Source organism: Natronorubrum marinum (assembly GCF_052040125.1).
Lineage (GTDB): Archaea > Halobacteriota > Halobacteria > Halobacteriales > Natrialbaceae > Natronorubrum.
In genome coordinates this window covers 332,623-356,862 of the sequence record NZ_JBPPFV010000002.1, presented here as the reverse complement: position 1 = coordinate 356,862, position 24,240 = coordinate 332,623, and the positions used below count along the sequence as shown (strand labels likewise).

The window sequence follows — 24,240 nt, the reverse complement described above, 5'->3', positions numbered from 1 at the left end:
TGAATACAGCGACAGTGCGAGTCGGTCGGCTCCGGGGGGATCCGCTCGCGACCGCGATCTCGAGCGACGATTGGGGTGTGGAGCCGTGACGCTGCGATCCGTTCCGATCGCCGACCGAGTCACCGACGCTTTCTTCGCGCTCGACCCGGACTTCCGGTTTACCTACCTCAACGAGCGCGCAGAGACCCTGCTGAAGCGCTCTCGGGCGGAGCTAATCGGCCGCGTCATGTGGGACGAGTTCCCCCAGACCGTCGAAACCCAGTTCCCCGATCGGTTCCACCGCGCCATGGACGAACAGGTCTCCGTCTCCTTCGAGGTGTACCACGCCCACCTCGAGACCTGGTTCGAGGCCCGCGCCTACCCTTCCGAAAGCGGTCTCTCGGTGTACATGCGCGACGTCACGGAGCGGAAATCTCAGGAGACGACCATCGCCCAGCACGCAGCTGTCGTCGAAGCCGTCCAAGACGCCGTGATCACCCTCGACCGAAACCGGGAGATCGTCACCGTCAACGGCGCTCTCGAGGACGTACTCGACGCCGACCGGCAGGAGTTCACCGGCGAGCACGTCGAAGTGCTCACCAGTCGGGCCGGAATCTCCGACGAGCACGCCGTCGAGATCGGGCGGGCGATCACCGACGTCGACGTCGGCAACGCCGCCGAGCGACGGCTCGAGTTGCCGTTCACCGACGCCAACGGCACCGACCGGATCGGCGAGTTCCGCTTCGTCCCGATCGAGGACGACCTCGCGACCGTCGCTGCCGTCGTCCGCGACGTGACCGACCAGCGCGAGTACGAGCGCGTCGTCACGTCGCTCCACGAGATTACCCGGTGGTTGCTCGAGTCCGACGACCCCGAAGAGATCTGTGCGATCGCCGTCCACGCCGGCAGCGACCTGCTCGATCTCCCGATCAGCGGGGTCTGGCTGCTCGAGGAAGAACAGGGCTACCTCGAACCGGTCGCCGGAACCGCCGGCGCACACGACGAGTTCGGCGGCCTCCCGCGATTCTACCCCGGCGAAGGCCTCGTCTGGGATACGTTCGAGTCCGGCGACGTCGAGCGGTTCGACGACCTCGCGACGGTCGACGACGTCTACAACCCCGAGACCCCGATCCGGTCGGAGATCATCGCGCCCATCGGCACCCACGGCGTCCTCATGACCGGCTCGTTCGACGCCCACCAGTTCGACGAGACCGACGTCGACCTCATCTCGACGCTGGTCGAGAACACCCGGGCAGCGCTCGACCGGGCCGACCGCGAACAGGTCCTCCGGGAACGAACTGCGGAACTCGAGCGCCAGACCGAACGACTCGAGTCCGTCGCCGACGTCCTCTCGAGCGATCTGAAAGCGCAACTGTCGTCGCTCGCGGACGCGCTCGAGGCTGAGGGCGGCGAGATGTCGGCCGCTCGCGGAGAGACGGCGGAGAACTGGGAGTTCCCGCTCGCGGAGGACTCGGTCGAAGCGACGCTGGACCGCACCGAACGGCTCGTCGACGACATCCGAGAGTTCGCTCGGAACGCGTCGGCCGTCGGCCCCCGGAGTCGGATCGATCTCGAGTCGGCGATCGAGGACGCCCTCGAACGGTCTCGATTGGACGGCGAGCGAGTCGTTGTCGAGCAGTCGGCGACCCTCAGAGCCGACGCGGAGCGGTTCGTCCACCTCCTCGAGACGGCGTTCGACGACGCCGCGTCCCGCGCCGACGGCGAGGTGACGATTCAGGTCGGCCTCGTCGGGTTCGGCACGAGCGACCGCTCGCGGGGCTTTTTCCTGTTGGATGACGCGACCGAAATCCCACCGACTGCTCACGACCGGGTGCTCGACATCACGACCGACGACGGCGACGCGAGTGCCGGCGTCGAGACGAACATCGACGGCCTGGGGCTGGCGCTCGTCAGAGCGATCGCCGAAGCCCACGACTGGTCGCTGACGGTCGACAATGGCACAAACGGCGGCACGCGACTCGAGATCCGCGACGTGACGACGCTCGAGCGCGAATCAGCGAGTTCCAGCTAACGAGTCAGTTTGACTCCTGGAGAAGCGAGTCCCGGGTGAGGTCCCGACAGAGCTGTCGGTAGCCGTCCTGCTCGAGCAGTTCCGCCATCGTCTCGTTGACCTCGACGCGGAGCACCGCCAGTCGGTCCTGCAGTCGGGCGTACTCCTGGCTCGATTTCAGTTCGGCATCGGTTTTCTCGGCGTCGAGCAGCGTCTTCTTCGAGGCGAGCGCGAAGAACTCCTGGAGCTGTTCGTCGTAACTCGATCGGAGCTCTAACTGCTCGACGATTCGGACTAGCTCGTCCTTCGAGACCGGCTTGACGAGGTAGTCGTCGAACCCCATACCGATGATGTCGAAGTCCGGTTCGACGGCCGTTACCATCGCGACCCGACAGTCGAGACCGCGGTCGCGGATGGCCGTGAGAATTCGATCTCCGGAGAGCCCGGGCATGCGTCGATCGAGCAGGACAATGCTGATATCGTCCTCGATGGCGTTCAGCGCCGTCTCGCCGTCGTAGGCCGTCTCGATCTCGCACGACTCTCCGAGCCAGGCGGCGTAGAGCTCCGCGAGGTCCGGTTCGTCTTCGACGATCAGGACGGACGGGGTGGTAGTGGCCATCGAACGGTATCCTCCGGCTATCAGTTCGTTGGAGGAATCGTACCGCGGGTATATCAAGATATCGGGCGTCAGATAATTGCCGGTTCGATGGACGATCGCTCGAGGGCGTCGACTACTCGAGTTCCCGCTCGATCGTCGCTCGATAGTCTCGAATCTCGGCTGCATCCGTCGCGATCGTTCGATCGCCGACGCTGAGCGAGAGCGTGCCATCGTCGGTCGCCGAGCCGAGTTCGACGACCGGTGCGACGCCGTCGAACGCCGCGCTGACGGCCTCGGGAGCGTCAGTCTGGATCAGCGCCCGGCCGGGCTGTTCGTGGAAGAGGGCTACAGCGACCGCCTCGTCGTCCGCGTCGTCTGCGACCGGGAGCGAGATTTCGAGTCCCGCGTCTTCGGCGACCATCTCGGCCAGCGAGACGGCGAGACCGCCGTGACTGACGTCGTGGACCGCGAGCGTCGCGTCGTCGGTCGCCACGTCGGCGAGCGTCTCGACGACGGCCGCGGGATCGGCGGGGAGTTCGGGGAATACATCGCTGCCGCCGTGGCGGGCGAGGTACTCGGAGCCGCCGAGACGGGCCTCACCGCTCTCGAGGCCGAGATCGCCAACGAGCAGGATTTTACTGTCCGAATCTGGCGCGACCGACAGCGGCGGGGCGTCGTACCCCTCCTTGGTACCGACCATCGCGAGCGTCGGCGTCGGCGGGATCGGCCCGGCGACAGAGTCGTTGTACAGCGAGACGTTGCCGCCGACGACCGGCGCCGACAGCGTCTCGCACATGTCGGCGAGGCCGTCGACGATCCCCTTGAACCCGCCGTAGACGTCCGGCTTTTCGGGGTTTCCGCCGTTGAGGCAGTCGACTGCCGCGAGCGGCGTCGCGCCTTTGGCCGCGACGTTCGTCGCGTTCTCGAGGGCGATCGCTTTCGCCCCCTCGTAGGGCGCGACGGTAGTCCAGTTCGGCGCCGCACCCGACGAAATCGCGAGTCCTTGCTCGGCCTCCCTAATGGCGATGATCGCCGCGTCGTCACCCGGTCCGACGCTCGTTCGCACGCCGACTTCGTGATCGTACTGCCGGTAGACCCACCGCTTCGAGGCGGTGTTCGGACTCGAGACGACCGTCTCGAAGGCGTCCTCGAGATCTGCGTCGGGGAGGTCGGTCTCGGGTTGGGCCGGCTCCTCGCTTGCGAGGTCGTTCATCGGCGCACCCTCGCCGAGGAAGGAGGCGTCGACGTCGACGACCGTCTCACCCTCGAACGTGCAGGTGTAGTTCTGCTCGGTGACCTCGCCGATAACGGAACAGCCGAGATCGAATCGCTCAGCGATTTCCGCGACGCGGTCGACGTTGTCGGGTTCGACCTCGTAACACATCCGCTCCTGCGATTCGGCGAGCAGGATCTCTAAGGCGTTCATGTTCGGCTCGCGCTGGTGGACCCGCTCGAGTTCGATGTGGGCACCGAGACCACCTTTGGCGACGAGTTCGCTCGAGGCACCGCCGAGACCGGCGGCGCCGAGGTCGCGTGCGGACTCGATGAGGCCCTCGTCGACGAGTTGCTCGTTAGCCTCGATGAGCAGCTTTTCGGCGTAGGGGTCGCCGACCTGAACTGCGGGTCGATCCTCGGTTTCGGCGTCCTCCGCCAGATCCTCGCTGGCGAAGCTCGCGCCGCCCAGCCCGTCGCGGCCGGTGCCGTTGCCGACGAGGACGAGTTTGTTTCCGGGCTCCTGGGCGACGGCCGTGACGAGTCGGTCCGCGTTCGTCAGACCGATGCAGGCGACGTTCACGAGGGGGTTGCCCTCGTAGTCGGGGTGGAAGTCGACGCTGCCGGCGACCGTCGGGACGCCGATACAGTTGCCGTAGTGGCTGATCCCCTCGACGACGCCCTCGAAGAGGTACTTCGAGTGCTCGTCGTCGAACTCGCCGAAGTACAGCGAGTCCGCCAGCGCGATCGGGTAGGCCCCCATCGAGAGCGTGTCTCGGACGATGCCGCCGACGCCCGTGGCGGCCCCGTCGAACGGATCGACGTAGGAGGGGTGGTTGTGGCTCTCGATCCCCATCGTGATGTAGGTCGACCCCTCCTCGTCGCCGCCGTCCTCGCTTCCGGGCAGCGCGACGACCGCCGCGTCGTCACCCGGCCCGATAACGACCTGCTCGCCCTCGCTGTCGAAGGCCGAGAGCAGCGGTCTCGAGGAGCGGTACGCGCAGTGTTCGCTCCAGAGGTTCTCGAACAGCGCCGCCTCGGCTGGAGTCGGCTCTCGCTCCAACTCGTCGACGACGAGTTCGTGGTCCGAATCGGCAAGACTCATTCATGTCGGTGATGGAAGTCGGGTAGTAAAGGGGTTTCTATGTGCACGTTCGTGTATCGTTTGGGGAGAATAGGGGGCTGCAATCGACGGCCGACTTAAAAATTGACTCAGTTCGGGAACGAGACGGTTCCGTCCGTCCCTGCCACGTGTGTCACCGTCCCCGAGTCGACGACGATCCCGTTTATATTGACGATCTCGACGGTAATATCGTACGTGTCTCCTTCCGTCCCGCCCTGTCTGTACGTGACCGTTCCCGTCGGGAACGCATCGGTCGATTCTTCTCTCGTCGCCCATTCCTTGTTCGGTTCGGTGTTCGTAAACGTCACGCGGACTTCCTCGAACCGGTCCGGTCTGGATACCTCGTATGCGACCGTATAATCGGTGTTGTTGTTCACGGTCTCGTCGGTGACAGTAAACGACTCGAGTCGTGGCCCGTCCGGATCGGTCGGCTGTTGGTTTCCCGGCGGTTCGCTCCCGTTGGCGACGTCCGTAACTGACTCCGTGAGCACGATCGCCCCGCTCGAATCGTACACGTCGAACGTAATCCGGTATTCGCTGTTTCCGGCTCCGCCTCGATCGTACTCGATTACTCCCTCAGTCGCGGTCCGCGATTCGGTAACGGTATCGACCCAGCCGAGATCGAGATTTTCGAACGTGACGCTGATACTGTCGAAATCGCTGACGCCGTTGACCTGATAGGTAACCTGATACTCGGCGTTATTGTTCCGTGACCGGTCGCTGATCGATCGGACCAGAGACGGCCCTGCATCGACGTCAACCGCCCGAGTCAGGGCGATCGAAATCGACTCGTCATTGGTTGCAGTAATCTCGAAGGGGAGGGCGTTCGCCCCGGTCGCACTCCCCTCCGCTACCGATACCGAGACCGCGTTCGAGACACCACTCGCGAGCGAGTGAGTCGATGGGGAAACGGTACCTTGAGACGGGTCGACGAGTGATACCGAGACCGTCAACGCGGTGGCCGTATTGTTGGTCACCGCCACGAGTGGCTGCCCGTCTCTTCCGGCCTCGACGCTCGAAACCTGAGCGACACCGAGCAGCCCCGCTTCGTCGTTCGCCGTCGAAACACTGGCCACACGGCTCGCTCGAGTCCGGGAGAACGCGTACGAGTCGCCGACGATCATCGCCCCGCCGAGACCAACGAGAAGGCCGCCAGCGACGAAGGTTCGCCGAGAAAGCGTCCCGCTTCCTCGATCTGTTGGGCAACGATCGGACATACGACAGAGAAGCGTTCAACAGTCAAGTATGTGCTGGCTCGCGAACGGTTCGATGTCGCTGCTCAGCTATCGTACGCGAGAGAGACGAAGGGTGGACTCAGATTTCGCAGCCCTCCAACCACGAGCCAGCCCAGCACTCGATTTCGTCGAAGACGGGTTCGAGGGACCTGCCCTTGTCCGTCAGACTGTAGTAGGTCGCGATGGGAGCGTCCTCCTCGATCCGGCGTTCGACAAAGCCCATCTCGCCGAGGTCGTCGAGGACGCGCGAAAGGGTGCGCGCGTTCGCGTCGGTCGAGCGCTTGAGTTCGTTGAAGCGCTGTTCGCCCTCGAGGAGTTCGTGGAGGACGGCCAGTCGCCACTGGGAGCCGATCTGCTCGAGGGACTCGATGACGGGGCAGGCGTTGGGCTGGTCGTCGCGGGACGGGGACTGTTCCTCCTGCGAGTGGGGCTGTTGGGAAGACATCGACTGAATCTGCTCTGGCTACGACACGAACCGTTTTAGCAGTTCGGGTCCGAACCAGCTAACACGACGTTAGCAGTTTCGGTGTAGACGTCGAACGGACAGCCACTCACATGACAGACTTACCTGGGACAGACGAGACCGAACCGGACACTACCGACGGCGGTACCGAATCGAACGACCGCGACGCTTCCCTCGAGATTGACCCCGAAACCCACTCGGGATCGCTCTATCGCGTGCTCTCGAGTGCGGTCGTCCCGCGCCCCATCGCGTGGGTGAGCACCCGCAACGCCGACGGCGTCGACAACCTCGCGCCGTACAGCTTCTTCACCGTCGCCTCGGTCGAGCCGCCCGTCCTGCTGTTCGCCCCGGTCGACGGTCCCGAGGGACTCAAGGATACCCCGCGAAACGCCCGCGAATCGGGCGAGTTCGTCGTCAATATCGTCACCGACGGCCTCGAGGCGGCGATGAACGAGACCAGTGCGAGTTTGCCGGCGGGCGAGAGCGAGTTCGACCACGCGGACATCGACCGCGCCGCCTCGAGCGTGGTCGACGCGCCTCGAGTCGCCGACGCGAAGATCGCCTTCGAGTGCACCCTTCGGGACCTGCTCGACGTCGGCGGCTCGACGCTCGTGCTGGGCGACGTCCGGTACGTCCACCTGAACGAGTCGGTGACTACTGATGGGAAGATCGACGTGAACGACGTCGACGCGGTCGGCCGGCTGGCGGGGAGTCTGTACACGCGAACCGACGATCGGTTCGGACTCGAGCGACCGCCGTAATGGATGCCGGATAGCGGGAGCGAATCGCCCTCGCTTCGAAGCGATCTGAATCCTTGCGGCAAGTGTAAGCAACTCACATGCCATTAGATCTCTGGGTTTATTTCACCGGAAGTCCAAAGACAGCACGTGTCTGACGAAGAAGACGACCAGATAGATTTGAATAAGATGGCTCTGGGGATTGCGTTCGGACCGCTACTAGGAGCCGCTCTTGGACTCGCACTGGGTGATATTACGATAGGTATTACATTTGGTATGGTTCTCGGTATCTTTCTCGGTGTGATGTGGGGCCTAACGTGAACTACCACGCGCGAACTTGAACAGTCGTTGTACTCGCATAGAGACCTACCGAATCGGACACCGAAATACAACGACGACCGAGACGCGTCCTACTCGACGAGCAGCGCTTCGAGTCGCTCGAGCGCGCGCAGACAGATCGGGACGGAGCCGACGGCGTGCAGCGGGAGTTCGAAGACGATCCGACACCGACTCTCGCCGAGGTCGTCGACCCGGTGGGCCGCGATCGGCACTCCCGACATCCGCCAGTTCCATCGCCGATCCGAGCAGTCGGTGATCCGAAACGGGACCCAGACGCCCGAGACCCGTACGCGACCGGTGGTCCCCGAACGAACCCGCCGGTCGGTCGACTCGACGCCGTTGACGAGCGGTGACCACTCGGGCCATCGGGCGGTGTCGACGAGCAGTTCCCAGGCGTCCGCTGCGGGGGCTTCGAGGACGTGCGAGGCCTCGAGGCGGCGACCGTCCGGGGTGTGTGCAGTCCGGAGTTGGGTCATCTGTCTCGAGAGTACGGTTGCATCGGGTATGGAGGTTTGGTAGGATCGGCTCGAAGGGGCGACGTGTTTCGGAGAGCTGTTCGGAAAACATCGGTGAGTTCGACCGGGGCGATGTGGCAAGCTCCGTCGCCGGTACTGAGCGAGCGTCTCGAGAGGCCACCCGAACGACATAACCGATCCAGTATCTGCTACTGACGGTGACCGTCACTAGCCGCTACACTTTACTGACGGCTCTTCGACGCTCGAGTAACGAATGGCGATACTCGAAGTGGACGACCTCCGGAAGGAGTACGGCGGCTTCACCGCCGTCGACGGCAGTTCGTTTGCGATCGAGCGCGGCGAGGTCTTCGGCGTCGTCGGTCCCAACGGCGCGGGCAAGACGACGACGCTGAAGATGCTCGCCGGACTCATCGAGCCGACCGCCGGAACCGCCGTGGTCGCCGGCCACACCCCCGGTGACCCCGAGATGGCCTGCCGACTCGGTTTTCTCCCCGAGGAATCACCCCTGTACGAGGAGATGACCGCGACCGACTATCTCGAGTTCTTCGCGGATCTCTACGACGTGCCTCGTGACGCGGCCCGCGAGCGGATCGACCGCACGCTCGAGCGCCTCGATCTCGAACACCGGGACCGCCGACTCGGCAACATGTCGAAAGGGATGAAACGCAAGGTAGCCATCGCGCGGGCGCTGGTAAACGACCCCGACGTGCTGATCTTCGACGAACCCGCCTCCGGACTGGATCCCCTGACGACCAACTACATCATCGAGTTCACGGAGGAGTTGAGCGACGAGGGGAAGACGATCGTCTTCAGCGCGCACAACCTCTTTCACGTCGAGAGCGTCTGCGATCGGATCATCATCATGAACGACGGGCGGATCGTCGCCCGCGGGACCATCGACGCGATCCGGGAGGCCCACGGCGGCACCGAGTACCACGTCTACGCGACGGTCGACGCCGGAAACGGAGCCCCGACCGACGACGACGAGTTCCGCCACGTCGTCGCGGATATGGCCGCCGTCGAGAGCGTCCGCGAAGTCGTCGAACGCGAGGGCGGTCGGATCACGGACATCCAGACGGAGACGCCGACGCTCGAGGACATCTTCCTCGAGGTCGCAAGCGAGAGCCGCGAAAACAGCGAAAACCGCGAGAGAAACGAGGGACGAACCGGTGCCGAACGCGACGACCGAGACGGGGACGAATCCGGTAGATCGAATTCCGACGAGGACGCGGCGGAGGCGCGCACGTGAGCGACGAGCGCGAACGGGACACGTGCTCCACCGTCGCTCGACTCCGCGGCGCGTTGGCGCGGACGGCGCGGATCGCCCGCTGGGAAGTCTCCCGAAGCACCGGCACTGTCGACCGGAAGACGGCACTCGTGCTCGTGGGACTGCTCCTGACCGTCGGCATCGTCGGCATCTCCGTCGCCGACGAGGGGCTCGGTCTCGAGGACGAACTCTACGTGATCGCCGTCGACGAGGATAGCCAGTACCACGACGTCGCCGTCGAGAGCGACTCCTTTCGGGTGATCGGACTCGAGGACCTCGAGATCGCTGACGACGGGGCGGGCGCGAACGCCGACGTGGTGGTCACAAAACGGGGGCAGATCGGCCACGTCGGGCCGAACGGGGCGGTCGCCTACGACGCGTTCCGAGACGCGGTCGAACAGTACAACGAGCACCGGTTGAGCCGTGAGGCGAATCAAACCGCGGCCTATCCCGTGCTGGTCGACCTCGAGTATCGGAACCGCGACCTCGACGGGGCGACGGCCGATGATGGCGGCACTGACACTGACGATAGCAGGACTGGTGAAGACGACTCGAGCACCGACGGGAGCGGAACGGGTGAGACGACGGACGCTGCCGACGATGACTCCGTCACTGGTACTGAGGACTCGAGCGACGATGACGGGGGTACCACTGACGAAACTGGTGGCACGGGCGACGGCAGTCTGCAGGTCCCCGACGTCGGCAGCGGCGCCGCGGAGGACGCCTCGGGGACGCCGGGGTCGATCTCGCCGCCGTTTCCCTTCCAGTCGCTGCTGCTCGCGTTCCTGTTCGTCGTTCCGATGAACTTCGTTATTCAGGCGTACGGAAGCACGATCATGGACGAGCGGGTGAAACGCCGTGGCGAACTGTTGCTCGTGTCGCCGGCCTCGAGCCGCGAGATCGTCGCCGGAAAGACGCTGCCGTACCTGGCTGGTCTCGTCGCTATCGCCGTCGCGATTACCCTTGCGGTCGGCGGCGGGCTCCTGTCGGTCGCTGCGGCGATTCCGATCGCGCTGCTCTTTCTGGCGGCTACGTTCGTCGGCGCGATGCTCGCACGCTCGTACAAGGAGCTCACGTTCGTGACAGTCACGATCAGCGTCTTCCTGACGACGTACACGTTCATTCCGGCGGTCTTCACCGATGTGACGCCGATCGCACTGATCTCGCCGCTGACGCTGATCGTGATGGACCTGCAGGGCGAGTCGGCCCGACTGGGCGAGTACCTCTTCTCGACGGGGCCGTTCCTCGCCAGCGCGGGCGTCTGCTTCCTGCTCGGCCTCGGCGTCTACCGCGAGGAGGACATGTTCGCCCAGAAGGCGATCCCGGTGAAGGTGATCGACGCGATCGCGAGTCGCCTCCGCGGCTACCGGAGCGTCCCGATCCTGTCGATGCTCTTTATCCCGTTCGTCTTCACGGCCCAGCTGCTGGCCGTCGCCCTGCTGTTCGCGGTTCCGGAGACGATTGCCCTCCCAGTAATCTTCGTCCTCGCGGCGGCCATCGAGGAGTTCGCCAAGAGCATCCACGTCTACGCCGGCTTCGCCCGCTCGAGATTCGAGTCCTCCTTCCGGATCGCCGTCCTCCTCGGGACCCTCTCCGGGATCGGGTTCTTCGTCGGCGAGAAGGTCACTCACGTCGCGCAGTTCGTCGGCCTCCCCGAACTGACCGTCGGCGTCGCCGCCTTCGGTCCCGCGCTCTCGAGCGATCCGTTGGTTCTCGTCGCAGTCTTCCTCGCACCGCTGGTCTTACACGTCGTGACCGCCGTGATCTCGGCGTTCGGCGCGAGTCGCGGGGAGAACGCGTACGCGGTCGCGTTCGTGATCGCGACGCTCGTTCACGCGGCCTACAACCTCGGGGTGATCGCGCTTGTCGCGTGATCGTGACGAAACGGCCGGTCGTGGTGGGACGCGCGGTCGTGACGAGTCGCGCAACTCGAGCGGCGATCGGGCGCGCGACGAGCAGGTCCCCATCCAACGCGGCCCGAATCCGCCGCGACCGGCAGACAGCACGTCGAGTGCAGACTCCCGTCTCGGCTCGCTGCTCGGACCGATCGGCTCGCTCTTCGGTCCCCGCTGGGCCGTCGCCCGTCGCGAACTCGGCTCGCTTCGCTCCGAGAAGACGATCGTCCTCGCGCTGGCGATCCAACTGGTTATCGCCGGCTTCTCCTCGTTTCTCGTCGTCGGGCTGGTCTCGCTGTACGATCCCGGCTCCGCGGAGGGCTATGGCGCCGAGATCGTCATCGTCGGCGAGGGCGCCGAGGACGTCCAGCAGCTTCGGGCGCTCGCGGACGAGCGCGACGGTCTCGAGCCGACCGTCGCCGGGAGCAGCGACGAGGCGATACAGGCGTTCGATGACGGGCGGTTCGAGGCCGTCCTCGAGGTGAGCAGAGACGCCGAAGATCGGCTCGTCGTCGGGGTGACCGCGGCCGACGACGGCCTCGAGACGACGCTGCTCGTCGTCCAGTTGCAGGACCTCCTCGAGGCGCTCGAGCATGAGGAGCGCGTCGCTAACGTCGATTCGCTCGAAGAACCGCCCCTGACCGTCCCGACGGAGGGCAACGCGAGTCCGTACGTCGCGTTTACCTACACCGTGTTGGTGCCGCTGTTGCTGTTCCTGCCGGTGTTCATCAGCGGCTCGATCGTCGTCGACTCGCTGATCGAGGAGCGCTCGCGCGGGACGCTCGAGTTGCTCCGGGTCAGCCCGCTGTCGCTCGTCGATATCGCCGACGCGAAACTGCTTTCGATCGCCGCGCTGGCACCGCTGCAGGCTGCCGCGTGGCTCGTTCTCCTCGCGGTCAACGGGACCGGAATCGCGTCGCCGACGGCGCTCATCGTCCTAGTCTCGGCGCTCGCGTTGCTGGTCACCGCGGCCGGAACCGGCGTCGCGTTCGTCGCGCCCGACCGACGGCAGGCCCAGATCGGGTACTCCGTTGGGATCGTCGCCGCGTTAGTGGTCGCGACCCTGCTGCCCGAACACCCCGCGAACACGGTCGCGAAGTTCGCGATCGGAAGTCCGACGGCGACGGCCTGGCTCTCCCTCGCTGGCTACTGTCTGGTGGCGGTCGTCGTCTTCATCGGGGTTCGGTCGGCTATCGCTCGGCTCGATGCGGATTCGCTTTGAACTGAATCGCTCTCGTCGGAGTCGGCGAATACGCTACTCTCGCTCTCTCAAACTTTACACGCCGTGACAGTTAAGTCGGCACCGACGAACCATGTGGACAGTGCCAGCAGACACCACACGCCGGGGCGTGCTCGCGGGCGCGCTCGCCGCGGGGATCGGGGGACTGACGCTGACCGGGGCTCGAGAGCTCCTGTTGCAGTTCGCACCGCTGTCAGGGCGGGCCTGGAACGCGGCCGACCGGTCGCTTCCGGAGTCCGTCGAGAACCCCTACGGCGAGGCTACCCTCCGCGTCGACGACCACGGTGTTCCGCACGTCGAAGCCGACGACGAGGCCGCGGCGTACTTCGCCGTCGGCTACGTGCAGGCGTTCGACCGACTGTTTCAGCTCGACCTCCAGCGGCGAGTCATGCGAGGGCAACTCTCCGAAATCGTCGGCGAGGCCACCCTCGAGGACGACGAGTTCCACGTCCGAATGGACTTCGCCGGCGCAGCCGACGCCACCTGGGAGGTCGTCGCCGAGACGCCCGCGGGCGAACTCGTCGAGGCCTACGCCGACGGCGTCAACGCCGTGATCGAGGCCGGGTTGCTCCCCCTCGAGTTCGAACTCCTCGACTACGAGCCCCGCGAGTGGACGCCGGTGGACTCGATGCTGATGGAGAAACAGATCTCGTGGGATCTGACGGGGAACTTCGGCGAACTACGGACGGCGCTGGTCGCCGATCGGCTCGGTGAGGCCGTCGCCAACGACCTGTTCCCTGAGCGGATGGACCACGACGTGCCGATCCTCCGCGACGCCGTCGATGCGGACCGGCTCGAGGCGGACGATGGAGACAGCCAAAACGACACCGGTGGCGACGGCGACGATAGCGATAGAACCGGTGGAACGAACGGATCCGACGCGACCGGTTCAGTGGGCGACGGCCTGACGACCTGGCTCTCGAGATACGAGTCGCCGACCGGCGTCGGTTCGAACAGCTGGGTCGTCTCGGGGGCACATACGGAAAGTGGCACCCCGATCGTCGCCTACGATCCCCACCTCTCCCTGATGACGCCGCCGCTTTGGTACGAACAGCGCGTCGAAACGCCCGAGCGATCGGTTCGCGGGGCGACGTTTCCGGGCGTGCCGTTCGTCATCGCCGGCGCCAACGACTCTGGGACGTGGTCGTTCACCAACGTTGGCGCGGACGTTCTCGATTGCTATCGGTACGACATCGACGACGGCGGCGAGCGGTATCGATACGATGGCGAGTGGCTCGAGTTCGAAAGCGAGGAGCGCGAACTCGTCGTCGCCGGTGGGGAGAATCGAACGATCACGGTCAGAAAGACTGTCCACGGGCCGGTGCTCGAACGCGAAGAACGGACCGTCGGGGTCGCCTGGACCGGCCACACCGCCACGCGGACGACCGAAGCGATCGACGAATTCGGCCGCAGCGGGGGGCTCTCCGACCTGCTCGAGGCCACCCGCAAGTTCGACCTCCCGACGCAGAACCTCGTCTACGCGGACGTCGACGGGCGGACGCTGTACTACGCGACGGGACAGCTCCCAATCCGGACGATCGACGGCGAGGACGTGCCCGGCAACCGGCTCTTCGACGGCTCCGCGGGCGAAGGCGAGTGGGAGGGGTTCACCCCATTCGGCGAGTCCTCGTGGGACGGTTTCGTCCCGTTCGAAGAGAAACCCCACGCCATCGATCCCGACGTGCTCGCGACGGCCAACCAGCGCGTCGTCGACGACCCGGAGCACTACGTCGGTGTTGCGTACGCCTCGCCCTACCGCGGTGCGCGCATCTACGATCGGTTGGACGAAGCCGTCGAGAACGGCGGGGGGACGGACCTCGAGTTCCACCGTGACCTCCAGTCGGACACCGACGACGGTCGAGCGGATCAGCTCCTGCCCGAATTGTTCGACGTCGTCGAGGACCGGGACGCCTCCGACCGACTCGCGGACGCTGCGGCGACGCTCGAGGACTGGAATCGCCGGATGGACCGGGGCGAGGAGGGGGCGCTCCTGTTCGCCCGATGGATGGACCAGTTCCGACGGCTGACGGTCGAGCCCCAGTTCGAGGAGGCCGATCTCGACGAGTCGTACTATCCGAACGACTGGGCGATCGCAACGCTCTCTGCGGACAGCGACCTCTACGCGGATCGATCGCGCGAAGCGGCGATGCTCGAGGCCCTCGAGGCCGCGCTGGACGAAATCGACGACGAGGGGTGGGTGACCTACGGCGACTGGAACACGACGGGACCGATCGAACATCCCTTCGGCGTGGAGGCCGCGTTTCTCAACTTCGACGAGCGACCGCTCGACGGCTCGCGAGCGACCGTCGACAACTATCGCGTCGGGAGCGCCGTCGGCTCGAGTTGGCGGATGGTCGTCGAACCCGGCGGCGAGGCGACGGCGATCCTCCCCGGCGGGAACTCGGGCGACTACTTCTCCACCCACTACGGCGACCAGTTCGAGCGCTGGATCGACAACGATCAGAAATCGATGGCGCTGTCGACCGAGGCCGACGTCGCGGTCTCGTTCACGGAGGGATCGTCGTGAGCGCGAGCGGCTCGGACGAGAACGGAACGAGCGAGGCGGCCGCGGCGGAGACCGCCAGCGGGCCGCTCGAGGACGAGGGGGCGGAAAACGGGGCCGTCGGACGCCGCAAGACCGTTCTCGAGCGCGGCCGAACCGTCCTCGAGCGCACCAGAACCGAGCCGCGGTCACACGCTGTCGCCGTCGTCGTCGCGGTCGTCCTCGGACTGCTGGCCTCGTGGCTCCACTGGTTCGGTCTCGTTCTCGGCGGGGCGTTCGTCGCGTTCGTCTCGCCGACTCTGCGCCGGGGTGTCGTCGGCGCAGTCGGCTTCGGTCTCGTCGTCCTCGTCGTCTTCGCGCTCACGCTCGGGGGATCGGCGTGGACCGTCCTCGAGACGACGCCGGTCGTCTATCTGGTCGTCGCCAGCGCGTTCGGCCTGCCGGTGCTCGGCTCGCTGTTCAGAGGCGTCGTCTGAGCGTCAGGAGAGCGAGTAGGCGTGTTCACGAGACAGTGACACAGGTTGCCGTACCACGTACTGTTTTTTGGGCGGAGCGCGTCTCGCGGGTATGGAGTACACGACCCTCGGTTCGACCGGGATGCACGTCAGTCGACTTTGTCTGGGCTGTATGAGCTTCGGCTCGAGCGACTGGCGTGAATGGGTCTTAGAGGACGAGGAGAGCGCGGCGATCATCGAGCGCGCGATCGACCTCGGGATCAACTTCTTCGATACCGCGAACATGTACTCGCGGGGCGAGTCAGAGCGCGTGCTGGGGGAGGCGCTCGAGGGCTACGACCGGGACGCACAGGTTATCGCGACGAAGGGGTTCTTCCGGATGCGCGAGGACGACCCGAACTCGGGCGGGCTCTCTCGGAAAGCGATCGAACAGGAGCTCGCGGCCAGCCGCGAGCGGCTGGGAGTGGAGACGATCGATCTCTACCAGCCACACCGCTGGGATTCCAAGACGCCGATCGAGACCACGCTCCGGGCGCTCGACGACGCGGTCCGTCGGGGTGACGTCCGCTACGTCGGTGCCTCCTCGATGTGGGCTCACCAGTTCGCCGACGCGTTGCACACGAGCGATACGCTGGGACTCGAGCGATTCCAGACGATGCAGAACCACTACAACCTCGTCTACCGCGAGGAGGAACGGGAGATGTTGCCACTCTGCGAGAAGGAAGACGTCGGCGTGATGCCGTGGTCGCCGCTGGCTCGCGGCTACCTCACGCGCCCGCACGAGGAAATTGACGCCACGAAACGCGGGGAGACGGAGGAACACATGTACGAACATCCGTATCGGGAGGGCGGCGGCCAGGAGATCAACGAGCGCGTGGCGGAGGTTGCCGCCGAAAAGGGCGTGACCATGGCGCAGATCGCACTCTCGTGGTTGTTGCACAAAGACTGGGTCGACGCGCCGATTATCGGCACGACCAGCGTCGAACACTTAGAGCAGGCCGTCGAGGCGCTCGATATCTCGTTGTCGGAGTCGGATATGGCGTACCTCGAGGAGCCGTACGAGCCGGTTCCCGTCTCCGGACACGCCTGACTTCCGCGGACAGCGGACGACAGGGGACTACGGAAGCGCTTCGACGGCCTCGAGCAGATCGTCTTCGGTCTCCCAGCGGTGGAGTCGCCCGTCGGACTCGAGCAACTCGAAGACGCCGTCTTCCATCCAACCGTACGGATGGTCCTCCTCGGCGTCGGGGTACTCCCGTTTGAGGACGTGGCTCTTCTCGTAGTACTCCTCGGTGCCCACGAGCAGCCCCTGTTCGACGAGGAAGCCGCTGGGCTCGCGCTCGGCGACGCCGACGATGTGGGTGACGAGATCCGCGATCAGACAGAACTTCTGGATGCCGTTGTCCCAGTTCCCGCGAACGTCGCTCATCCGGAAGGCGCAGGCGCCAGTTCGACGATCGAGTCGGTCGACGACGAGGTCGAGTCGGCGCAGCTGCTCGCGGTCGTAGTTCCCGAGGACGAAGTACGACCGATCACGCTCGTAGATCGGCGTTAGCTCGCTCAGCGCGTGGAGGAGTTTCTCGTTCTCCGCGAGCGTGAGGTCGTCGGCCTCGAGTCGCTCCGTCGCGCTCGTGAGCACGTCGTCGGGGACTGGCGGCGACTCGTCGGTCATAGCCGTCGTTTCACAGGAGACGACAATAGGATTTACTACACCGTTTCCGTTTCCGAAACTGGTCCGTTATCGGTTCTGGTTCACCGGTGAGTAATTTACCCCAGGGTAAACTACTTGGTGGACGACCGCGTAGGTGGGCGCATGAGTACCGACGTGGAGCCGGTGACGGGAGCGGAGACGCGTGAACTCCTCCATTTCGTCACGCAGAAGACCCGGTTCTCCCTGCTCACCAACATCCTGCAACACCCCGAGCAACTGCCCTCGATGTACGAACTCGAGGAGCTAAATCCGAGCGTGAGCGAGGCGACCGTCTACAAGCACGTCCAGAAACTGATCGACGCCGGCGTCGTCGAGGAGGTTGCCCTCCCCGACGGCGAACGCCGGCAGGGCTACCCCTGGAAGTTCTACGGCCTGACCGACGAGGGCCGGGCGTTCCTCGAGCGACACGACGTGCTCGCGGCAGAGGAGACGCTCCGACGAATCTACGAGACGATTTCCGATAAACCCGAGAAGATGGTCACGTACGAGAACGCGCCGCGGCCGGACGTCGAACGCGAGTAGCACGTGCGGAGCCGCGACGAACGTCGCTCACCCGCTCGAGCGACCTATTCGGGCGAGGGATCGGTCTGTGCGTGAATCCAGTTTCGGACCCGTTCGGAGAACGTTCCGATACCCAGTCCCACAAAGAACGTGAGGAGGCTGGGAACGAGTACCCACAGCAGGCTGGGATGTTCCGTTCCGGTGTGCAGTAGTGTCTCCATCATGTATACCACGACCTTCGCCGTTCGCGACCCTCAATCTACCGCTTTCGAAACGGGGCCGCGTCGCGAGCGGAGCCGACGCGGCTGAAATTCGACTCAGTGGTATCGTGGGGCGACGACCGATTCAGGAGAACCGCGAGGCGATGTCCGCCTCGGTGATGATGCCGACGGTTTCGCCGGCCTCGGTGATCATCACGGCCTTGTAGTGTTCGAGCAGATTGCTAATCTCGTCCAGCGTGGCGTCTTTCGACACCGTGGGGAAACTCTCGCTCATGTGTTCCTCGACGGGTTCGTCCCGCGCCTCGGAGTCGAGGTGGACGAGGTCGCTCTGGCTGATCGAGCCGACGGGGATCCCGTCCTGGATAACTGCCAACTGGGAGTACGCCTCCTCCTCCATCTTCCGAGCGGCCGCTTTGACGGCGTCGTCCGGCGCGACGTTGACGACGGCCTCGTTCATCAGATCCTTCGCGCGGACGACGTCGCCTTCGGCCTTCTCGAGGGCGTTGACGATCCGTCGCAGCGTCGATAGTCGGGGGTCGACGTCACCGCCCTCGATCCGGGCGATCAGCGGCTGGGAGACGTCGGCCGTGTCCGCGAGTTCGCTCTGGGTCAGCCCGAGTTCGGTTCGGCGCTGGCGCAAGTCCGCGGGCGTCGGGAGTTCCATACGCCACAATAACTGCGGGTTATAGAAAATGTTTTGGGTTGAGTTACTGCCGCGGTGACAGCACCTCGTTTCGGCCTCGGTGGTGCTTACTCGTCCTCTTCCGTTTCGAAGATTTCGACGACGGAGAGGGGAACGTCTCGCAGCGCACCGCCGACCTCGCTCTTTGCGATCCGGGAGGCGTGTTCCTCGCCCTCAGCGTTGAAGACCTCCATCTCGAGTCCGAGCCCCACGAGCGCGGTTTCGGCCGCGATGAACGCGGAGTCGAAGGGCTCGCCGCAGGCGGGACAGCCCGTCGCGCCGACCTCGACCTCGACGTAGTCCATGTTTTCGCTGTTGAGTCGCTTCCCCGCTTCGCTGACGGCGACGCCGATTGCGTCGTCGATCTCCTCGACGTCACGAACGAGCCACGCGGCTTCCATCGCGACGAGATAGTTGGCCATACGTCGTGGTCGGTCCGGGGGGTTTCCTGTCTTGCGGTTCGTCGGCGGCGGACGAGGATTGTTCCAACGCGTGAGAGACGATACCGCCCGTCATCCGCGCGCTCGAGGTGCGCACGTGAGCCGGATAGTGCTCATAAGTTACGAGAATTGTCCGCATCGATTGCGGCGCACGTAGCTGTACATCGCCTCGAGTCCGTCTCGATTTGGAGCTACTGAAATCTGAGTTGAATCGCAAGACTGCGTCGACCTCCTGAGCGATCAACGATCGTTACGGATTCCGCTCGTCAGGAAAGCTTATATACACCCCTGAACTGTGCCCGGTTGAACGTCGATGATATCCCGCGTCTTCCGCGCGACGCTGTTCGCACTGTACCAGTTGTGCATTGTGATCGGTATCGCCGCGATGCCACTCGCAATGGCCGCCCGCCAAGCTGGAGTTACCATCCCGGTCCACCGCATGCTCGAAACTGTTGAGGCAGTTTACGAAACCACGCAACCCGCCGACGCCTGATCAGCTCGTCCCCGACGTCCACCGACCGACCACTCCCTTTCTCACGGATCCACTCGAGAGCCGCTGCTCCCGTCGGCCCCACTGAAACCGGGCACGACCGATCACACGGCCCCCGTGGATGGGGTGTGCAGTACCGTTCGGCGGGGCCGATAAAACCGGAAACCTCGGCGGTGACCGCCGGGGTTTTATATCGTGCCAGCCCTACCCTTCGGTCAATGCGAGCGCCCCAACATAACTCGGACTTCTCCCGCACCGTCGACCAACTGGCCGACGATCCGGACCCCTACGGGCCGGAGATCGGTTCGATGCCTCAGAACGACCTCTCGCGTGCCGACCTCGACAACGTCAACAAGACTGGCACGACGACAATCGGCATCACGACGACCGACGGCGTCGTCATCGCAACTGACATGCGCGCCAGCCTCGGCGGCCGCTTCGTCTCGAACAAGAACGTCCAGAAGGTCGAACAGATTCACCCGACCGGCGCGTTAACCCTCGTCGGCAGCGTCGGCGGCGCACAGTCGTTCATCTCGACCCTCCGAGCCGAGGTCAACCTCTACGAGGCCCGACGGGGCGAGGAAATGAGCATCGACGCCCTCGCCACGCTCGCGGGGAACTTCGCCCGCGGCGGTCCGTTCTTCGCCATCCACCCGATCCTGGGCGGCGTCGACGACGAGGGCTCCCACGTCTACAGCATCGACCCCGCCGGCGGCGTCATGAAAGACGACTACACGGTCACCGGTTCCGGGATGCAACTCGCCTACGGTCACTTAGAGCAGGCCTACGAGGACGACCTCTCGAACGACGAGGCGAAGACCATCGCCGCACGCAGTATCAAGTCCGCCGCCGAACGCGACACCGGCTCCGGTAACGGTGTCTTCCTCTGTGAGATCACCGACGAGGGCGTCGACATCCACGGACACCACGACTTCGACGAAGTCATCTAAGGCGAAGGCGGCTCCCGCCACGATCGATTCCGTTTTTCGACCCGCTCGTTCGATTCGACAGTGACGAGTTCGCGCGCATCGATCGTCGGTCGCTGTCGCTCAGAACGGATTGGGACAGTCGACCGGCGGTCGAACACAGCAAATCCGGCGAAGACTGGACACGCCGAAAACCGTTAGTTGAGCCGTGCGCGCTGCTCGGCCTCGAGTTCCGGCTCCATCAGTTGCGTCGCGCGCCCGGTCTCGCTCGAGCGGTAGATCGCCTCGATCACGCGCTGGACCGTCAGCGCCTCCTCGACGGTGTTCGTCTCGGGCGGGGTGCCGGCGGCGACGGCCGCGAGGAACTGTTCGTCCTGTTCCGTGTAGCCGGTTAGCGACGAGTCGCCCGTGAGCGCCACGTCGGCGTAGTGATCGCCGCCGACAGTCCCGGTCTCGAGGATGTCGAGGCTCGTGTCGCCGATCTCGAACTGCGCGCCGGCGTTCGTGCCGCGCACGCGGAAGTCCATGCTCTCCTCGCGGTTGGTCGCCCACGCGGCCTCGAGTGAGATAGTCTCGCCGCCCGCACAGCGGACGAAGGCGCTGACGGAGTCGTCGACCTCGTAGGTTTCGCTCTCGGCGTTCCAGTTGTCGCCGAAGCCGTCGGGGTCGGCGTACTCTTCGGTCGTTCCGAACGTCGTTCTGGTGACGCCCGAGACCTCCGTAATCTCCGGGAAGTCGAGCGCGTAGAGGGCGAGGTCGAGCGCGTGGACGCCGATGTCGAGCAGGGCGCCGCCGCCGGCGAGTTCGGGGTCGGTGAACCAGGAGCCAGGTCCGGGGACCCCCCGTCGCCGAACGTAGTTCGCCTCGATGTGCGTGAGATCACCGAATCGGCCGCGAGCGTGGTGCTCGCTGAACATGGCCATCGACGCGGCGTGACGGTTGTGAAAGCCGACCATACAGATGCCGTCCGCTCTCGCCGCGGCCCGTGCGACCCGCTCTGCACTCTCCAAGGTGTGTGCGAGCGGTTTCTCGACGAGGACGTGACGGCCGGCCTCGAGGGCGTCGACGGTGATCGGTTCGTGGAATCGGTTGGGAGTCGTCACGATGACGGCGTCGACGGCGTCGTCTTCGACCAGCCCCTCGTGGGTTTCGTACGTCGCTGCGCCGAACTCGGTGGCGAAGCGCTGGCGCTGTGCCTCGACGAGGTCGGCGCCGGCGACGACGTCCGCACCGAGTTCGGAGATACTTCGTGCGTGGAGGTGGCCCATTCCGCCGAGTCCAACGATCCCGACGCCGATTCCGGCGCCGATCATCGCGAAACCCTCGATTGCTGAACCGTCGAGAAGGAAGGACCCTGAGAAACAACCCATTTCGATCTCGTTTGTGTGCGATTCCAGTCCATAGAGAGAGGGAGGCGGCGACCAAAATAAGGGTTGTGACCGATTAATGTGCGTACTATGTGTGTCTTTCTCTACGAATAACAGTATTACTCCGAGTACTTACGGAAATAGTAGGAATAAAATGGTATTTTTACGTGATAGTCACATCTTCGCACCGGCCGTCCTAAGCGGCTGGCCGCCGAGGACTAACTGATGGCTGCAGTTACGATCTGGAACGAGTTTCGACACGAACGCGAAGACGACGAGGTCGCAGCCGTCTATCCGGACGGCATGCACGAGACGATTGCCGACGCACTCAGCGAACGCGACCGCGACGGCGAGTCCGACCACGACGTCCGCACCGCGACGCTCGACGAACCCGAACACGGACTCACCGAGGACGTCCTCGAGCGCACGGACGTCCTGCTGTGGTGGGGTCACGAGGCCCACGACGAGGTCTCGGATGCGGTCGCCCGGCGCGTACAGGAGCGTGTACTCGAGGGGATGGGGCTGATCGTCCTCCACTCCGGCCACTACTCGAAGCCGTTCAAGCGACTCATGGGGACCACGTGTAGCCTCCAGTACCGCGAGGACGGCGCGAAAGAGCGTCTCTGGGTCGTCGACCCCGGTCACCCGATCGCCGACGGGCTCGACGAGTGCGTCGAACTGCCCCGAACGGAGATGTACGGCGAACCGTTCGACGTTCCCGAACCGGATCGACTGGTGTTCAACAGCTGGTTCGAGGGCGGCGAGGTGTTCCGCAGCGGCTGCTGTTACCGCCGCGGGAGCGGCCGGATCTTCTACTTCCGGCCGGGCCACGAGACGTACCCGATCTACGAGAACGACGACGTTCGGCGCGTACTTCGCAACGCCGTCGAGTGGGCCACCCCCACGGAGGGCGCGCCGCGGACCTTCGGCGAACGGGACTGAAGCGATCGACGACTCCGGGACGCGGCGGTCACCCGCTTCGCTGCGTGTCGACCAGTTCGACGGCGACCTCGAGATCGGTTCCGGTCGCCGCTTCCAGCCGTTCCCGAACGGTGTCGGCGAAGTCGGGTGGTTCCTGCTCGCCGGGCGGGCGTTCGACGAGTACGGTCACCGACGGCTGCCCACCGGTGTAGACGTCGACGAGTTCGTACTCGACGCTACTCTCGTGGAAGGCGAACTCGTCGAACGTCGGATCGTCGGTCATCGCCTCGAGTTCCGTCTGGATATCGTGTTCGACCGCGGCGGTCTGATAGCTCCCGTAGGTGACGCCGCCGAGGACGAGCGAGAGGACGGCGATCGCGACGATGAGCACGACGACTCGCGAGCGCAACTGGCCGTAGGCGTGATCGATCCGGTCCGTTCGGTGCGGACGGTAGCCGGAGAGCCACAGCAGGATCAACGCGGTGAGGTTGATCGATAGCACATTGATGAGCACGAGCGTGCCGGCGGTAACGACGACGGTCGGGTGTCCCCAGGCGATGCCGAGTCCGGCGGTGGCAGCCGGCGGCACGAGTGCAACGGCGATGGCGACACCGACGAGTACCGAGCCGACGTTACGAACGAGGCTGACGACGCCGGCGATGCCCGAGCCGAGCGCGAGAAACAGCGCGAGGACGCTCGGTGTGGTCCGCTCTCTGATCTCGGGAACGGTCGTGATATCGAATCCGGGTGGGAGCAACACGGTTCCCCGCAGGAGCCACCCGATCACTGCCGCCGTCACGACGGCGACGCAAATTCCGGTGACCTGCAGGACCACGCCGCGGCCTGCGAGCGTATCGTCGTCGACGACGACCCCGACGCTCGCGGACAGCGCGGGCCCCATCAACGGCGCAACGACCATCGCCCCGATGATGGTTGCCGCGGAATCGAGCAATAGTCCGGCCGTCGCGATGGCGGTGCTCACCACGAGCAGAATAAAGTACGTCGACGCGGCGGGCGCGAGATCGGCCGCCCGCGACTGGAGTTCCTCCCGGGAAATTCTGGTTCCCGCGAACTCACGGTGTAGTTCGTCCGCTCGATCCGAAACGACCGTCTCGGACGCCGTGACGACCGTGTACGCCCCTTCATCGAGACCGGCAGCCCGAAGCTCCGAGAGAAACGGTTCGACTGCGGCCGGCGGAACGGGAACCGAAACGAGTGCCTCGAACTCGCCACGACTCGTCTGTTCGGAGACGGCGTAATCGACGCCCGTCGCCTCCGCTGTCTCGAGGACGAGATCCAGATCGCCGTGTGGAACGAACACCTGAACGAGACGCATACGAGTGATACGACGGAAACAGGGATAGGCTGTCGCCACAGGGGCGTGACTGTCCGATTACGGTGATACTGCTGGACGTATCAACTTCGCTGCTAGTACTGAGCGGACCGCG

General features: G+C 65.0%; 24 protein-coding genes. 13 read left to right on the top strand and 11 right to left on the bottom strand.

The genetic code is table 11. The features are described from left to right. Nucleotides 1-85 precede the first annotated feature (85 nt). Nucleotides 86-2,011: a sensor histidine kinase gene (locus tag ACSFC5_RS11395; protein ID WP_440765370.1), complete on the top strand. Its 1,926-nt coding sequence runs from the start codon at nt 86-88 to the stop codon at nt 2,009-2,011. A gap of 4 nt (nt 2,012-2,015) precedes the next feature. On the opposite strand, the gene ACSFC5_RS11390 is transcribed toward ACSFC5_RS11395, so the two are convergent. The 4 genes from ACSFC5_RS11390 to ACSFC5_RS11375 all read right to left on the bottom strand — a co-directional run bounded on the left by ACSFC5_RS11390 (nt 2,016) and on the right by ACSFC5_RS11375 (nt 6,603). Further along, on the bottom strand, nt 2,016-2,609 hold the full coding sequence (locus tag ACSFC5_RS11390) for a HalX domain-containing protein (RefSeq protein ID WP_440765369.1): 594 nt from the start codon (nt 2,607-2,609) through the stop codon (nt 2,016-2,018). A gap of 112 nt (nt 2,610-2,721) precedes the next feature. Beyond that, the gene (purL, locus tag ACSFC5_RS11385) at nt 2,722-4,905 is read right to left on the bottom strand and encodes a phosphoribosylformylglycinamidine synthase subunit PurL (protein ID WP_440765368.1); all 2,184 of its coding nucleotides are present in this window, start codon (nt 4,903-4,905) and stop codon (nt 2,722-2,724) included. 107 nt (nt 4,906-5,012) lie between these two features. Continuing rightward, a complete protein-coding gene (locus ACSFC5_RS11380) occupies nt 5,013-6,140 on the bottom strand; it encodes a hypothetical protein (protein WP_440765367.1) in 1,128 nt (375 codons plus the stop codon). Between the two features lie 97 nt (nt 6,141-6,237). Further along, a complete protein-coding gene (locus tag ACSFC5_RS11375; RefSeq protein ID WP_440765366.1) occupies nt 6,238-6,603 on the bottom strand; it encodes a winged helix-turn-helix transcriptional regulator in 366 nt (121 codons plus the stop codon). A gap of 110 nt (nt 6,604-6,713) precedes the next feature. Between ACSFC5_RS11375 and ACSFC5_RS11370 the strand changes: the two genes are divergently transcribed. Next, nucleotides 6,714-7,382, top strand: a complete 669-nt coding sequence (locus ACSFC5_RS11370) for a flavin reductase family protein (RefSeq protein WP_440765365.1) — start codon at nt 6,714-6,716, stop codon at nt 7,380-7,382. Between the two features lie 126 nt (nt 7,383-7,508). After that, nucleotides 7,509-7,679, top strand: coding sequence for a glycine zipper domain-containing protein (locus tag ACSFC5_RS11365; RefSeq protein WP_440765364.1), 171 nt, complete (start codon nt 7,509-7,511; stop codon nt 7,677-7,679). 89 nt (nt 7,680-7,768) lie between these two features. Here ACSFC5_RS11365 and ACSFC5_RS11360 read toward each other — a convergent pair whose 3' ends face one another. Continuing rightward, on the bottom strand, nt 7,769-8,173 hold the full coding sequence (locus tag ACSFC5_RS11360; RefSeq protein WP_440765363.1) for an SRPBCC family protein: 405 nt from the start codon (nt 8,171-8,173) through the stop codon (nt 7,769-7,771). Between the two features lie 253 nt (nt 8,174-8,426). Here ACSFC5_RS11360 and ACSFC5_RS11355 point away from each other — a divergent pair, with 253 nt between their 5' ends. The 6 genes from ACSFC5_RS11355 (at nt 8,427) to ACSFC5_RS11330 (ending at nt 16,623) form a co-directional block, all read left to right on the top strand. Continuing rightward, a complete protein-coding gene (locus ACSFC5_RS11355) occupies nt 8,427-9,422 on the top strand; it encodes an ABC transporter ATP-binding protein (protein ID WP_440765362.1) in 996 nt (331 codons plus the stop codon). Next, a complete protein-coding gene (locus tag ACSFC5_RS11350; protein WP_440765361.1) occupies nt 9,419-11,314 on the top strand; it encodes a PrsW family intramembrane metalloprotease in 1,896 nt (631 codons plus the stop codon). The genes ACSFC5_RS11355 and ACSFC5_RS11350 overlap by 4 nt, the downstream gene beginning before the upstream one ends. Beyond that, nucleotides 11,304-12,557, top strand: coding sequence for an ABC transporter permease (locus tag ACSFC5_RS11345; RefSeq protein ID WP_440765360.1), 1,254 nt, complete (start codon nt 11,304-11,306; stop codon nt 12,555-12,557). The genes ACSFC5_RS11350 and ACSFC5_RS11345 overlap by 11 nt, the downstream gene beginning before the upstream one ends. Nucleotides 12,558-12,657: 100 nt before the next feature. Next, on the top strand, nt 12,658-15,102 hold the full coding sequence (locus ACSFC5_RS11340) for a penicillin acylase family protein (RefSeq protein WP_440765359.1): 2,445 nt from the start codon (nt 12,658-12,660) through the stop codon (nt 15,100-15,102). After that, nucleotides 15,099-15,554, top strand: coding sequence for a hypothetical protein (locus tag ACSFC5_RS11335; protein ID WP_440765358.1), 456 nt, complete (start codon nt 15,099-15,101; stop codon nt 15,552-15,554). The genes ACSFC5_RS11340 and ACSFC5_RS11335 overlap by 4 nt, the downstream gene beginning before the upstream one ends. A 91-nt stretch (nt 15,555-15,645) precedes the next feature. After that, entirely contained in the window at nt 15,646-16,623 is a 978-nt protein-coding gene (locus tag ACSFC5_RS11330) for an aldo/keto reductase (RefSeq protein WP_440765357.1), read from the top strand. 27 nt (nt 16,624-16,650) lie between these two features. Here the strand turns inward: ACSFC5_RS11330 and ACSFC5_RS11325 are convergent, their stop codons facing one another. Continuing rightward, nucleotides 16,651-17,205, bottom strand: a complete 555-nt coding sequence (locus tag ACSFC5_RS11325; protein ID WP_440765356.1) for a DUF8170 family protein — start codon at nt 17,203-17,205, stop codon at nt 16,651-16,653. A gap of 141 nt (nt 17,206-17,346) precedes the next feature. Between ACSFC5_RS11325 and ACSFC5_RS11320 the strand changes: the two genes are divergently transcribed. Continuing rightward, a complete protein-coding gene (locus ACSFC5_RS11320; RefSeq protein WP_440765355.1) occupies nt 17,347-17,766 on the top strand; it encodes a helix-turn-helix domain-containing protein in 420 nt (139 codons plus the stop codon). Nucleotides 17,767-17,810: 44 nt separating this feature from the next. On the opposite strand, the gene ACSFC5_RS11315 is transcribed toward ACSFC5_RS11320, so the two are convergent. The 3 genes from ACSFC5_RS11315 to ACSFC5_RS11305 form a co-directional block, all read right to left on the bottom strand. Beyond that, nucleotides 17,811-17,969, bottom strand: coding sequence for a hypothetical protein (locus tag ACSFC5_RS11315; RefSeq protein WP_440765354.1), 159 nt, complete (start codon nt 17,967-17,969; stop codon nt 17,811-17,813). A 121-nt stretch (nt 17,970-18,090) separates the two neighbouring features. Beyond that, nucleotides 18,091-18,630 carry a CBS domain-containing protein gene (locus tag ACSFC5_RS11310; protein WP_006091769.1) on the bottom strand — a complete coding sequence of 180 codons (540 nt, stop codon included), beginning with the start codon at nt 18,628-18,630 and terminating at the stop codon, nt 18,091-18,093. 86 nt (nt 18,631-18,716) lie between these two features. After that, entirely contained in the window at nt 18,717-19,070 is a 354-nt protein-coding gene (locus ACSFC5_RS11305) for a DUF555 domain-containing protein (protein WP_440765353.1), read from the bottom strand. Between the two features lie 331 nt (nt 19,071-19,401). Between ACSFC5_RS11305 and ACSFC5_RS11300 the strand changes: the two genes are divergently transcribed. Together ACSFC5_RS11300 and psmB are read left to right on the top strand one after the other, a co-directional pair. Then, nucleotides 19,402-19,581: a hypothetical protein gene (locus ACSFC5_RS11300; protein WP_440765352.1), complete on the top strand. Its 180-nt coding sequence runs from the start codon at nt 19,402-19,404 to the stop codon at nt 19,579-19,581. A gap of 215 nt (nt 19,582-19,796) precedes the next feature. Continuing rightward, nucleotides 19,797-20,528, top strand: a complete 732-nt coding sequence (psmB, locus tag ACSFC5_RS11295; protein ID WP_440765351.1) for an archaeal proteasome endopeptidase complex subunit beta — start codon at nt 19,797-19,799, stop codon at nt 20,526-20,528. A 173-nt stretch (nt 20,529-20,701) separates the two neighbouring features. Here psmB and ACSFC5_RS11290 read toward each other — a convergent pair whose 3' ends face one another. Next, nucleotides 20,702-21,817 carry a Gfo/Idh/MocA family protein gene (locus ACSFC5_RS11290; RefSeq protein ID WP_440765350.1) on the bottom strand — a complete coding sequence of 372 codons (1,116 nt, stop codon included), beginning with the start codon at nt 21,815-21,817 and terminating at the stop codon, nt 20,702-20,704. Between the two features lie 279 nt (nt 21,818-22,096). Between ACSFC5_RS11290 and ACSFC5_RS11285 the strand changes: the two genes are divergently transcribed. Beyond that, entirely contained in the window at nt 22,097-22,813 is a 717-nt protein-coding gene (locus tag ACSFC5_RS11285; RefSeq protein WP_440765349.1) for a ThuA domain-containing protein, read from the top strand. Between the two features lie 28 nt (nt 22,814-22,841). On the opposite strand, the gene ACSFC5_RS11280 is transcribed toward ACSFC5_RS11285, so the two are convergent. Beyond that, entirely contained in the window at nt 22,842-24,128 is a 1,287-nt protein-coding gene (locus tag ACSFC5_RS11280; protein ID WP_440765348.1) for a TIGR00341 family protein, read from the bottom strand. Nucleotides 24,129-24,240 lie beyond the last annotated feature (112 nt).

Coding starts and splice junctions, on each gene's coding strand:
- ACSFC5_RS11390 (WP_440765369.1), bottom strand. CDS start 2,609: ATGGCCACTACCACCCCGTCCGTCCTGATCGTCGAAGACGAACCGGAC.
- purL (WP_440765368.1), bottom strand. CDS start 4,905: ATGAGTCTTGCCGATTCGGACCACGAACTCGTCGTCGACGAGTTGGAG.
- ACSFC5_RS11380 (WP_440765367.1), bottom strand. CDS start 6,140: ATGTCCGATCGTTGCCCAACAGATCGAGGAAGCGGGACGCTTTCTCGG.
- ACSFC5_RS11375 (WP_440765366.1), bottom strand. CDS start 6,603: ATGTCTTCCCAACAGCCCCACTCGCAGGAGGAACAGTCCCCGTCCCGC.
- ACSFC5_RS11370 (WP_440765365.1), top strand. CDS start 6,714: ATGACAGACTTACCTGGGACAGACGAGACCGAACCGGACACTACCGAC.
- ACSFC5_RS11360 (WP_440765363.1), bottom strand. CDS start 8,173: ATGACCCAACTCCGGACTGCACACACCCCGGACGGTCGCCGCCTCGAG.
- ACSFC5_RS11355 (WP_440765362.1), top strand. CDS start 8,427: ATGGCGATACTCGAAGTGGACGACCTCCGGAAGGAGTACGGCGGCTTC.
- ACSFC5_RS11330 (WP_440765357.1), top strand. CDS start 15,646: ATGGAGTACACGACCCTCGGTTCGACCGGGATGCACGTCAGTCGACTT.
- ACSFC5_RS11325 (WP_440765356.1), bottom strand. CDS start 17,205: ATGACCGACGAGTCGCCGCCAGTCCCCGACGACGTGCTCACGAGCGCG.
- ACSFC5_RS11320 (WP_440765355.1), top strand. CDS start 17,347: ATGAGTACCGACGTGGAGCCGGTGACGGGAGCGGAGACGCGTGAACTC.
- ACSFC5_RS11315 (WP_440765354.1), bottom strand. CDS start 17,969: ATGATGGAGACACTACTGCACACCGGAACGGAACATCCCAGCCTGCTG.
- ACSFC5_RS11310 (WP_006091769.1), bottom strand. CDS start 18,630: ATGGAACTCCCGACGCCCGCGGACTTGCGCCAGCGCCGAACCGAACTC.
- ACSFC5_RS11305 (WP_440765353.1), bottom strand. CDS start 19,070: ATGGCCAACTATCTCGTCGCGATGGAAGCCGCGTGGCTCGTTCGTGAC.
- ACSFC5_RS11300 (WP_440765352.1), top strand. CDS start 19,402: ATGATATCCCGCGTCTTCCGCGCGACGCTGTTCGCACTGTACCAGTTG.
- psmB (WP_440765351.1), top strand. CDS start 19,797: ATGCGAGCGCCCCAACATAACTCGGACTTCTCCCGCACCGTCGACCAA.
- ACSFC5_RS11290 (WP_440765350.1), bottom strand. CDS start 21,817: ATGATCGGCGCCGGAATCGGCGTCGGGATCGTTGGACTCGGCGGAATG.
- ACSFC5_RS11285 (WP_440765349.1), top strand. CDS start 22,097: ATGGCTGCAGTTACGATCTGGAACGAGTTTCGACACGAACGCGAAGAC.
- ACSFC5_RS11280 (WP_440765348.1), bottom strand. CDS start 24,128: ATGCGTCTCGTTCAGGTGTTCGTTCCACACGGCGATCTGGATCTCGTC.